The sequence below is a fragment of the Kitasatospora sp. NPDC097605 genome (assembly GCF_040302725.1).
Lineage (GTDB): Bacteria > Actinomycetota > Actinomycetes > Streptomycetales > Streptomycetaceae > Kitasatospora.
In genome coordinates this window covers 200,109-211,549 of sequence record NZ_JBEOSF010000002.1, presented here as the reverse complement: position 1 = coordinate 211,549, position 11,441 = coordinate 200,109, and the positions used below count along the sequence as shown (strand labels likewise).

Genomic DNA, 11,441 nt, shown 5'->3' with positions numbered 1-11,441 from the left:
CCTCCCACCCTCACCCTCCCGGAGCCCGCCATGACCCGCACCGCCCGTCCCCGCCGCTACCTGATGTGCCGTCCGACCCACTTCGAGGTCAGCTACGCCATCAACCCGTGGATGGACCCGGACAAGCCCGTCGACACCGACCTCGCGGTGGCCCAGTGGGAGCGCCTGTACGAGCTGTACCTCGACCTCGGCCACCGCGTCGACCTGATCGACCCGCTGCCCGGCCTGCCCGACATGGTGTACGCGGCGAACGGCGCCACCGTGGTCGACGGCCGGGTGCTCGGCGCCCGGTTCCGCAACGCCGAGCGGGCCGCCGAGGGCCCGGCGTACCTGGAGTGGTTCCGCGCCCACGGCTTCACCACCCACGACCCGGTGCACGTCAACGAGGGCGAGGGCGACCTGCTGCTCACCGACCGCTGCCTGCTGGCCGGCCGGGGCTTTCGCAGCGTCTCCGCCGGGCACGCCGAGGCGCAGGAGTTCCTCGGCCGCCCGGTGATCGGACTGGACCTCGTCGACCCGCGCTTCTACCACCTGGACACCGCGCTCAGCGTGCTCGACGGCGACCAGATCATGTACTACCCGGGCGCGTTCTCGGCCGGCAGCCGGGCGGTGCTGCGCCGGCTCTTCCCGGACGCGGTGCTGGTGGGGGAGGAGGACGCCGAGGCGTTCGGGCTCAACGTGGCCAGCGACGGCCTGAACGTGGTGGTCCCGGAGCCGGCCACCGGGGTCGCGGCGAAGCTGCGGGCGCACGGCTTCCGGCCGATCGGGATGGACCTGTCCGAGCTGCTCAAGGGCGGCGGCAGCGTGAAGTGCTGCACCCTGGAGCTCCGCGAGGCCGTCTGACCCGCGGCTTTCCGGGATCGACGTCCCGATCGCACCCCGATCAACGCGGCCGATCGACGCACGCTGCTCGTGCGTCGATCGGCCGTTGAACGCCGCTTGCCATGCTGATCACGTCAGCCGGGGAGAGCCCGGCGCAGCCCCTTCCCACCGGGGAAGACCACCCGAGGAGCAGTCATGGCGAAGCGTTCGACGAGCGGCACCACCCGGATCAGCCTGGCCGTCGCGGGCCTCGGCCTCGGCGCCCTGCTCGCCCTCGGCGCGGCCGGCACCGCGATGGCCGACGACGCGGCGACCGGCACGGGCACCGGCACCACCGCCCCCGCCGCCACCCCGACCCCCACCCCGACCGACGGCAGCGGCCACTCGGACTGGAACAGCACCGGCTCCTGAGCCCCGGGCACGCCCGTCACTGGAAGCAGAACCGTTTCTGCCGCCCCGCCCGAACCACCCCCGCTCACGGATCCACCAGAGCGAAGGCCGGCTCCGCGAGCAGCCCCGCCACCTCGGCGGCCTCCGGAAGCCCCAGCCGCCGGAAGATCGCGAGCGCCTCCCGCAGGCGCGCCCCCGCCTCGGCCCCGCGCCCGAGGTCCGCCAGCGCGCAGCCCAGCACCACCAGCGCCTGCGCCTGGTCCCGTTCCGCCCCCAGCTCCACGCAGAGCACCAGCGCCTGCTCCGCGTGCTCCAGCGCCTCGTCCGCCCGGCCCAGCTCGCGCAGACTGTCCGCCAGCCGGTAGCGCGCGTGCGCCGCCCGGTCCCGCAGCCCGGCCGCCACCGACACCGCCAGGCACTCGCCGAACCAGGTCACCGCCTCCTCGTGCCGGCCCAGCGCGTGCAGCGCCAGCCCCAGCACGTACAGCGTGTACGCCCGGCCCGGGTCGTCCTGCCGGGTCCGCAGCTCCGCCAGCACCTCGTGGCAGATCGTCACCGCCTCGTCCGCCCGCCCGCTGCGCACCCGCGCCAGCGCCGCGTTCACCGTCGTCACCAGCGCGCCGGAGCGGTGCCCGAGCCGGTTGGCCAGCAGCAGCGCCTCGTCGTAGTGGTCCACCGCCTCGTCGTAGCGGCTCAGGAACTGGCAGATCAGCCCGAGGTCGTTGAGCGCCTGGCGCAGCACCACCGAGTCCTCGGCCGCCCGCGCCGCCGCCACCGCCCGCCGGGACGCCGCCTCGGCCGCGTCCAGCCGGGTCGCGGCCAGCGCGACGTTGCCGCGCAGGAAGTGCGCCCGCCCCTCGGCCCGGACGTCGCCGTCCCGGGCGGACGCCTCGGCCAGCGCGTCGGCCGTCGCCGCGAGCTGACGGCTCGGCGGGGTGAGCACGAACGGGGTGAGCGCGATCAGCAGGTCGATCGCCGCCCGCAGCGCCGGCCCCCGCCCGGCGGCGGTGTCGGCGGCCACCTGCGCCGCCAGCGCCACCGCGCCCGCCCCTTCGACGGCCGCCCACTCCCGGGCGGCGTCCCGGCCGGGCAGCGGGACGCCGGGGGAGTGCGCCGGACCCAGCGCGCCCGCCGCCGGATCGCCCGGGACGGCGTGCTGGAAGGCCGTGCAGGCGGTGGCCAGCAGGTGGTCCAGCAGCCGGTCCCGGGCCGCCACCGCCTCACCGCCCTCCGCCCCGCCGGTCCCCGGCTCCTGCGCGGGTCGCCGGCGCGCGAACGCCCGCAGCAGGTCGTGGTACCGGTAGCGCCCGGGGAACGGCGACTCCACCATCGCCACGTCCACCAGCGCCTCCAGCAGGTCCTCGGCGTCGTACTCGTCGAGGGCCAGCAGGGCGGCCGCCGCCGGCAGCCCGATGTCCGGGCCGTCCACCGAGGCGACCAGCCGGAATGCCCTGGCCTGGTCCCCGGTCAGCTGGCGGTAGCTCAGTTCGAAGGCGGCCGCCACCGCGAGGTCGCCGATCCGCAGTTCGTCGATCCGCCGCCGCTCCACCTGCAGCCGGCGGCTCAGCGTCTCCACCGTCCAGCCCGGCCGCGCGGCCAGCCGGGCGGCCACGATCCGCACCGCCAGCGGCAGGTGCCCGCAGGCCACCACCAGCTCCCGGGCGGCGTCCGGCTCGGCGGCGAGGCGTTGCGCGCCGATGGTGCGGCCGAGCAGGTCCAGCGCCTCGTCCGGCTGGAACACGTCCAGGTCGACCTGCACGGTCGCCGGCAGCCCGGCCGGCCTGGTCCGGCCGGTGGTCAGCACCGCGCAGCCGACCGCCCCCGGCAGCAGCGGCCGGATCTGTGCCGCGTCCTTGGCGTTGTCGAGCACCAGCAGCAGCCGCCGGCCGTCCACCACCGAGCGGAACAGCGCCGAGCGCGCGTCCAGGCCGTCCGGCACCGCGTCCGCCGCCACCCCGAGCGCCACCAGGAAGCCGCTCAGCACCGCCTCCGGATCGGCCGGCACCGGGTCCGAGCCGCGCAGGTCCGCGTACAGCTGGCCGTCCGGGTAGGCCTCCCGGACGCGGTGCGCCACGTGCAGTGCCAGCGCCGTCTTGCCGACCCCGCCCATCCCGACCACGGTCGCCACCACCAGCGCCTGCTGCGCACGCTCCGGCGCCCCGCCGTCCTCGGCGGGAGCGGCCAGTGCCTTGCACAGCACCCGCACCGGCGCCGTGCGCCCGGTGAAGTCGGCGGCGTCCGGCGGCAGCTGGGCCGGCCTCGGCGGCGCGCCGGAGGGCCGGGCGGCGGCGCGGGCGGCCGGGGCGCCGGCGTCGTCCGTGTCCTTCGTCCCGTCCTCGCCGTCCGCCGCCGGCGCGCGCTCCCCGGCCGCGGCCTCCGCCGCCACCGGGGCGGGGCCCGCCGCACCCGCACCCGCACCCGCGCCCGGCGCCTCCGGCGCGGCCAGTGCCGGGTCGCCCTCCAGGATCCGCCGGTGCAACTGCTCCAGCTCCGCGCCCGGCCCCACCCCCAGCTCCGCCAGGAACAGCTGCCGCACCCCGCGGAACACCGCCAGCGCGTCCGCCTGCCGCCCGGCCTGGTACAGCGCCCGCATCAGCAGCCCGTACGCCCGCTCGTGCAACGGGTGCTCGGTGGTCAGCGAGGTCAGCTCCGGGATGCACCGCGAGTAGCGGCCCAGCGCCAGGTCCAGGCCGATCCGCTCCTCCAGCAGCGTCAGCCGCAGCTCCTCCAGCCGTTGCCGGTGCCGCTCCGCGAACGGCCCGGGGATCCCGGCCAGCGGCTCGCCCTGCCACAGCTCCAGCGCCTGGTTGAGCAGGTCGCGGGCGCGCAGCGGCTCGGCCCTGGCCGTCCGCTCCGCCTCGGCGGCCAGCGTCTCCGCCTGCGCCGCGTCCACCGCCAGCTTCGGCAGGACCAGCCGGTAGCCGTCGCCCATCGACACCAGGACGCTGCCCGGCGCCTTCTCCCCGCCCCCGGCCCCGCCGGGCTCCGCCGGCTCCGGGGCGTCCAGCACCTTGCGCCACCGCCACGCGTACGTCCGCACGGTGGTCATCGCCGCGCTCGGCGGCTCCTCGCCCCACAGCGCCGCGATCAGATCCGTGGCGCTCGCCGAATGACCGGGCCGCAGCAGCAGCACGGCCAGCATCGCCTGCTGCTGCGGGCTGCCCACCTTGAGCGCCGTCGCGCCGCGGTGCGCCCGCATCAGACCCAGTAAGGAAAAACGGAGATCGCCCATCCTGCCCCCTGCTGCCCCAGGACAGTGCCCGCCCCGCTCGTGCACATGTCATTTTCTGTGTGACGTGTTAAACCACAAGGCCGGGCGCGGTGTCGAGGCTCCGTTGAGCCTGTGGTGACCGCGCGTTGAACCCGACCGGCCACCATGGCCGTGCCGGGGCCCGCCGGAGACGGTCCGGTCCGCCCCTCCTTCACCTCCCGCGACCGGGTGCCCCCAGCAACCGGCCGTGATGCCCCGCCCTCGGCCGTCGGCGGCGTCGGGCGCCATGACGATACCTTCGGAGGCGGACGTCCGTGAACACCGCTTTGCTGTACGACCTGCTCGACGTCGACCCGGCCGACGGGCCGGCCGAACTGCTCCACCGCGCCCGCGGCAGCCGTCACCTGCCCCACCTCGTGCTCGCCGCCCTGGCCCGCGACGACGTCCGGATGGGCGAGCCCGCCCGCGCCGAACTGCGCCGCGCCCGCACCCGCGCCGACCACTACACCCGCCTCGCCCACGACCTCGCCCGCTCCACCGGCGTCCGGGCCATCCACGGCATCCCGCTGGCCGGCTACTACCCGGCCGGCCTGCTCCGGCCCCAGGCCTCCCTGGACCTGGTCGCCCCGGGCGAGGCCGCGCTCTGGCAGGCCGTCGTCCGTCTGGTCACCGACCACCCCGTGGAGACCATCGACGTCACCCTCCTCGGCGACCGCCCGCACCACACCGCCGTCACCGTCCGCTGGCCCGCCGAGGACCCGCTGCTCGACCCCTGGTACCGCGTCCACCTCACCACCGCCGCCCTCCCCGGCGACCGCGCCACCGTCCCGGTCCGCCCCTACCTCGTCGCCGACGACCACGTCGAGTGCCTGATCGCCCTCGCCGAGGCCCACCTGCACGCACCCGCCGGCGCGGACCTCGACCCGCTCACCCTCCTCGACCTCTCCTGTCTCACCCGGCAGCCCTTCGAACCCGCCGAGACCGCCGCCGTCCTGGCCGCCTACCGCCTCGCCCCCGAAGCCGCCGCCCTGCTCGACCTCGCCGCCCCCCGCCTGCCGCTCGGCACCCTCGCCGCCGTCCGCACCGCCCTCACCCCCGAACTCGCCCCCGAACAGCGCCGCCGCACCGACGCCGCCGCCACCCCCCGCCTGACCGCCCGCCGGGGCACCCTGCTGCGCCGCACCGTCATCCGCCACACCTGGGACGAGGCCCGCCTCCTGCCCGCCCCCGACCACGCCACCCTGCTGCTCACCCCGGTCGCCGACTACCTCCTCGGCCCCGCCGACCGCGCCGGCGCCCTCGCGACCCTCCAGCGGTGGGACGCCGCTCAGTGACCGATCTCCTCCGCCTCGCTCAGGTCCTCCACCCGCACCGGCCGCAAGCCCTCGAACCACACCCCCACCCCGAACGGCTCACCGATCTCCAACCCCGACTCCGCGAACCGCAGCATCCACCCGTCGCCGTACACGTCCACCTCCGGTGACCCCAGCCCCGCCTGCTCCTCCGTCACCCCCAACTCCCCGCAGACGAACCGCCGCGCCCCCGCCACCACCTCGTCCAGCCGCTCCAACACCTCCCCGAGCACACCGAGATCCACCGCCCCGACGTCCTCCCCCGCCTCCACCATCACATGGACGTCCACCCCCCACCGCTCCGGCTCGGCGACCCCCCAAACGGCCAACCCACCCGGCCCGTCACACACGTGCACCAGCGGCCCGACACCCCGCACCGTCCCCACCTCCTCGTCGCCCGCCAACGTACAACAGGGAGGACCTAGGCTGGTCCCTCCCAGAGGTCTTCGACGAGAGGCGGGCGGCATGGCGGGCGATCGGGTGGCCGGGGTGGGGGCGGAGCTCGGGGTGATCGGGGGGTCGGGGCTGTACGCGCTGCTCGACGAGGTGGCCGAGGTGGCCGTCGAGACGCCGTACGGGGCGCCGAGCGACTCGGTGTTCATCGGGGAGGCCGGCGGGCGGCGGGTGGCGTTCCTGCCGCGGCACGGGCGGGAGCACGGGCTCCCGCCGCACCGGATCAACTACCGGGCCAACCTCTGGGCGCTGCACTCGCTCGGGGTGCGGCAGGTGCTCGGGCCGTGCGCGGTGGGCGGGTTGCGGCCGGAGTACGGGCCGGGGACGCTGCTGGTGCCGGACCAGTTCGTGGACCGCACCGCCGCCCGGGCGCAGACCTTCTACGACGGCCTGCCGCTGCCCGACGGCTCGGTGCCCGGCGTGGTGCACGCGCCGATGGCGGACCCGTACTGCCCGGCGGGGCGTGCCGCGGTGCTGGGGGCGGCGCGCGCGGCGGCCTGGGAGCCGGTGGACGGCGGCACGCTGGTGGTCATCGAGGGCCCGCGCTTCTCCACCCGCGCCGAGTCGCGCTGGTTCACCGCGAACGGCTGGTCCACGGTCGGCATGACGGGCCACCCGGAGGCCGTGCTGGCCCGCGAACTCGGCCTCTGCTACACCTCGTTGAACCTGGTCACCGACCTGGACGCGGGCGTGGAGAGCGGCGCGGGCGTCACCCACGCGGAGGTGCTGGAGGTGTTCGGCCGCAACGTCGACCGGCTGCGCACCGTGCTGTTCAAGGCGCTGGAGGCCCTGCCGGCGGCCCGCACCTGCCCGTGCCGCCACGCCCTCGACGGCTTCATCCCCGGCCTGCCCGGCGTACCGGGGGAGTAGTCCCGCCGGTTCACGCCCCGGCGTGCACGTACGCCGCCCACAGCTGCGGCCGGTCCGGCAGCCGGCGCCGCAGTTCGCGAACCGTGTGGTGCAGGGCGAGCGCGCTCGCCGCGGCGCCGCCGTCCCCGGCGGTGACGCGCCGGTAGAAGCCGCGGGTGACCTGCTCCGCGTGCTCGCCGTCGATCTCCCACAGCGTGCCCACCGCCGCGGGGAACCCGGCGAGCAGGAAGGCGCCGGTGATGTGGATCGCCTCGTCGCTGAGCCGTTCCGAGCTGCGCGCCGTGCCGCAGGCCGTGAGGAAGGCCAGCCGGGCGGCGTCGGGCCGGGCGCGGCAGATCTCCAGGACGGAGAGCTGCTCGCCGTTCGGCAGGTGCAGCCGGGCACCGGACGGCTCGTCGGGATCGGTGGCCGCGTGGCAGCCGAAATGCGCCCACCGGGCCTCGCCGAGTGCGCCGAGCACGGCCGCGCGGGTGGCGGCGGCACCGACCAGCGGCCCGGGCGCGCCGAGGAGCCCGGCGGCGTAGCGGGCCGCCGCCGCGACGCCGGGCAGCTCGTCCTCGGGGACGGCGACCAGCAGGGCGTTGTCGTACCCGGTGCCGGCGTGCCGCCGCCCGGCCCGGGCGCGCGCGTACGCGAGGGTCTGGAAGCCGGGCACGTAGGACGACACGACGGCGTCCAGCGCCGCCCCGCAGCCCCGGCCGCCGCGCTCGCAGTCCGCCGACCCCGGCGTGCACTGCGCGGCGTGCAGCGGAAGGGCGTTGAACGCCCCGGTCGGCACCCACCAGACCCGCGGCCACGGCCCGTCCCCGGGCACCGCCCCGGCGAGTCCGAGGTGGTCGAGCACGGGCCGGACGACCGCGTGCCACGTCCAGGACAGGCACCGCCGCACGGTCGCGGCCGCGCGGACCAGCGCCACCGGCGAGGGCCGGGCGCCGCCCCGGGCGTTGATCGCGTCGACGGCCTCGCGCAACTGCCGGGCCCGCTCCTTCAGTTCCGACGTCTCGGGTTCGAGGAGCAGCGCCGTGATCGACTCCCCGGTGACGACGACGGCATGGCAGTGGTGGGGCCCCTGCTGGAGCAGCACCACCGGCCCGTCCTCGGCGAGGCCGCGCAGCCGGTCGGCGGTGAGCGGGCGCAGGAAGCCCTCGAAGCCGGGCAGGCCGCGGATCCGCCCGATGAGGTCGTCCAGCGCCCGCGAGTCGTGCAGCGCGTCGAGCCTGGCCTGCTCTGGGAGGGCCCGCGGGTCCGGTGCGGCGAGCCGGTCGGTGATCCACTCGAACGCCTCGGCCGCCTCCGGATGTACGGCCCGGAGCTCGCTCACATCGACCCGCGCTTCGATCCGCCGGGCCAGCAGCAGCCCGCGCCCGCGCTCCAGCAGCTCGACGGCCCGCTCGACCTCGGGGCCGTCGACGACGCCGAGCCCGGACTCCACCAAGGGGTTCCGTGATCCCGCGCCGCTCCACTGTCCGGGCTCGTACCCCGGATCCGCCAGGAGCCTCACGAACCGCTCCGGCGCCCTCCCGAGGGTGATCGCCATCAGCACGAGTTCGGTGATGCCCCGCAGGTCCCCGTCGAAGGAGACCAGCGCGTGCTCCGCGGACTGCTGGTCGCTGCCCCGGTCGGTGACGGCGGGCAGCAGCTCCACGGCGGTCTCGATGTGGCCGAGGGCCACGTCGATCCCGCCGCCCTGCTCCGGCGAGCGCCGCACCGCCCCGGCCGCCGCGCCGATGGCGTTGTGCGCCCGCAGCCAGGCGGACGGCGTGGGGACGGCCGGGAACGGGGCCGCGTCGGCCCCGGTCCGGGGGAAGAGGTCGGCCACCATGGCCGTGAAGCCCTCCGCGGAGAAGAACCCCAGAGGGTCGTGCCCGGACCGGGCGTCCAGAAGCCGCGGGAGTTCCTCGGGGCCGGCCGCGGCCATGGTGATGATCGCGCGCAGTCCCTCGGTGAGGGCGTCGGGAACCTCCGGAGCGATGAGGCCGACGATGCGACGGGCCTCGTCCAGCAGGGGCGCCAGCCGTGCCGGGTCCTGCCGGCGGACGATCACGGCCCGTTGGACGAGCACATTGGTGTAGGTCATCGCTGCGTTCAGCCGGCGGGGGTGGCCGGGCGGGCAGGCCTCGAACGTCGCGCGGCACCGCTCCACCTGTTCGTCGGTGATGGAGCTCTTCGGTCCGCCGCCCGGCCCCACCGCGTCGAGCAGGTTGAGGTAGTCGTCGCCCGCCCGGTCCAGCCCGAGTCGCGCGGCGGCCGGGTCGTCGCCCGCCAGGGCGCCGAGCTCCTTGATCCGCAGGGCCGCCCGCCGGGCCTGTTCGAGCTGGTCCGGCTCATGGCCCAGGACGTAGTTCTGGAGGGCGCCGTGGAGCTCCATGACGGCCGTCGCGGTCGCCGACTCGACGTCCGAGGGTTCCTCCCCGGCGCTGTCGGTACCGGCGCCCCCGGCGGCCGCTTCGGCCCGCACCGCCGCCGCCTCGCGGGCGGCCTCCGGGTCGAACCGCAGGGCCGAGAGCAGCGTCAGCGTCTGGGCCAGGGTCTCGTCGACCGCCGGGTCGCGCTCGGCGGAGTGGGCCCGGGCGTAGCGCAGGAGCGCCACGACCTCGTCGGCGTCCGTCAGGCCGCGCGACGCCGCGCCGTGGGCGGACAGGGCGAGGCCGAGGGCGCCGGACAGCCGTGCGCGGTCGGGGGAGTCGCCCTCGGGGAGGCCGGCCATGAGGTCCCGCAGGACGGCGATGGTCTCGGCGAGGGCGGCGGGGTCGTCGGGACGGCGGTCAGTGCGTTCGGCGAGGTCGCTGAGGCGCGACAGCATGGCGGCCGAGGCGGCGAGCTCCGGATCGGCGAAGCTGCCGTCCGCTTCGGCGAGGACGGCCATGGCGGCGGCGTAGGGCAGGGCGAGTTCGTACCGCCCGGAGACCAGCGCCGTGATCAACGGGACCCCGGGCGGCGCCGCGGCCGCCGCCTCCCGGCCCAGCGCCCGGGCCTCGGCGTCCAGCCGCGCCGCCCGTGCCGGGTCGGACGTCCGCAGCTGCCCGGCCCGCAGGCCGAGCAGGGAGGCGAGCACGGCGTCGTAGGCATAGCGGCGCGGGTGGTCCGGAGCCACCGGGGCGAGTGCGGCCCGGAACCGCTCGATCCGCTCGTCGGAGACCGGCTGCTCGTCGGGCGACGCCGCGATGGAGAGCACCTCCATCGTGATGACCGGCGGCCCGTCCGAGCGCTCGTAGGCGTCCTGCACGAAGGCGAGCGCCTCCTCGGGCGACAACTCCCCGTCCTGCATGCCGCCCTGCACCCCGCCCTCCCGGGCCCGCAGCTCGGCGGCCTCGCGTGCCGCCTCCTCGTCGCCGCGCATCCGGGCGGACGCCTCCAGCGCCTCGGCCAGGGCCGCGGCGACGGCGGCGCGCTGCGGGTGGCCGTCCGGCGTCGCGGCGAGGGCCGCGCGCAGCCGCCGTACCGCGCAGGCCACCCGGCCCCGGTCCTCCTCGGCGACACCGCCGTTGGCGAGGGCGATCCCCATCAGCAGGTCGAACTGCCCGGGCCAGACGGTCGCCCGGGCCCGCAGCTCCCGCACGTCGCGCAGCGCCCGCACGGCCTCGGCCGCGAGCGTCCCGGCCGGCGCCGCCGCGACCAGCCGTTCGACCTCGTCGACCGCCGGCGCGCCGAGCAGCCTGGCCGCGTCCGCCATGGTGCCGAGCGCGGCGGCCAGCAGCTCGGCGGCGTCCGGGGGCAGGCCGTCCGGCACCTGGGCGATCAGCGCCTCGCACACCACCCGCCCGTGCCCGGCGGCGCGGGCCAGCGCGTCGGGATCGGCGGCCAGCTCGAACCGGGCCGCCTCGAAGCGGAACGCCTGGAACTCCGCCATGGGGTCCGGCGCGTGCTCCGGCGGCAGCAGGCTCCGCGCCAGGCCGGACCAGGCGAGCGCGCGGTCCAGCATGGCCGGCCGCTCGTCCTCCGCGGCGTCCGGCGCGAGCGCGAACTCGCCGTGGGTGTCCGCCACCAGGAGCGCGAACCGGGCGTCGTGCAGCGGATCGGCGGGGTCGAAGGCGGCCTCGAACTGGTCCGGGAACACCGCCGATTCGGGCGCACGGGGGTACAGGAAGCCGAAGGTGAAGCTCATGACGGCGGTGTTCCGGGCCGCGTCCGGATCGCCGGGGCCCGTGTGCCGCAGGCAGAACGTCCAGAAGACCAGGTTGACGGCCGCGGCGTCGACCTCGCCCGTCGCGGACGGCGTCGCCTCCCGCAGCAGCGCCAGCGCGTCCTCCGCCGCCTCCGGGAGCCTCAAGGAGGCGGAACCCGCCACGCTCTGAGCCGCCGCCAGCCGTGCCGTCACCCGATCCCGGATCTCGCCCACCGCA

The 11,441-nt window shown here is 76.8% G+C and carries 7 protein-coding genes; 4 read left to right on the top strand and 3 right to left on the bottom strand.

All coding sequences use genetic code 11. The features are described from left to right. Window positions 1-30: 30 nt before the first annotated feature. Entirely contained in the window at window positions 31-843 is an 813-nt protein-coding gene (gene ddaH, locus ABTX81_RS03075; RefSeq protein WP_350541188.1) for a dimethylargininase, read from the top strand. Between the two features lie 174 nt (window positions 844-1,017). Then, complete coding sequence (locus ABTX81_RS03070) at window positions 1,018-1,233, top strand: hypothetical protein (protein ID WP_350541187.1); 216 nt, start codon at window positions 1,018-1,020, stop codon at window positions 1,231-1,233. Between the two features lie 64 nt (window positions 1,234-1,297). Here ABTX81_RS03070 and ABTX81_RS03065 read toward each other — a convergent pair whose 3' ends face one another. Beyond that, on the bottom strand, window positions 1,298-4,411 hold the full coding sequence (locus ABTX81_RS03065; RefSeq protein ID WP_350541186.1) for an AfsR/SARP family transcriptional regulator: 3,114 nt from the start codon (window positions 4,409-4,411) through the stop codon (window positions 1,298-1,300). A 326-nt stretch (window positions 4,412-4,737) separates the two neighbouring features. On the opposite strand from ABTX81_RS03065, the gene ABTX81_RS03060 reads away from it, so the two are divergent. After that, window positions 4,738-5,757, top strand: coding sequence for a hypothetical protein (locus tag ABTX81_RS03060; protein WP_350541185.1), 1,020 nt, complete (start codon window positions 4,738-4,740; stop codon window positions 5,755-5,757). On the opposite strand, the gene ABTX81_RS03055 is transcribed toward ABTX81_RS03060, so the two are convergent. Then, entirely contained in the window at window positions 5,751-6,065 is a 315-nt protein-coding gene (locus ABTX81_RS03055) for a hypothetical protein (RefSeq protein WP_350541184.1), read from the bottom strand. The two genes, ABTX81_RS03060 and ABTX81_RS03055, sit on opposite strands and share 7 nt — an antisense overlap. 175 nt (window positions 6,066-6,240) lie before the next feature. Between ABTX81_RS03055 and ABTX81_RS03050 the strand changes: the two genes are divergently transcribed. Continuing rightward, on the top strand, window positions 6,241-7,098 hold the full coding sequence (locus tag ABTX81_RS03050; protein WP_350541183.1) for an S-methyl-5'-thioadenosine phosphorylase: 858 nt from the start codon (window positions 6,241-6,243) through the stop codon (window positions 7,096-7,098). 10 nt (window positions 7,099-7,108) lie between these two features. Here ABTX81_RS03050 and ABTX81_RS03045 read toward each other — a convergent pair whose 3' ends face one another. After that, the gene (locus tag ABTX81_RS03045) at window positions 7,109-11,437 is read right to left on the bottom strand and encodes a CHAT domain-containing protein (RefSeq protein WP_350541182.1); all 4,329 of its coding nucleotides are present in this window, start codon (window positions 11,435-11,437) and stop codon (window positions 7,109-7,111) included. Between the last annotated feature and the right edge of the window lie 4 nt (window positions 11,438-11,441).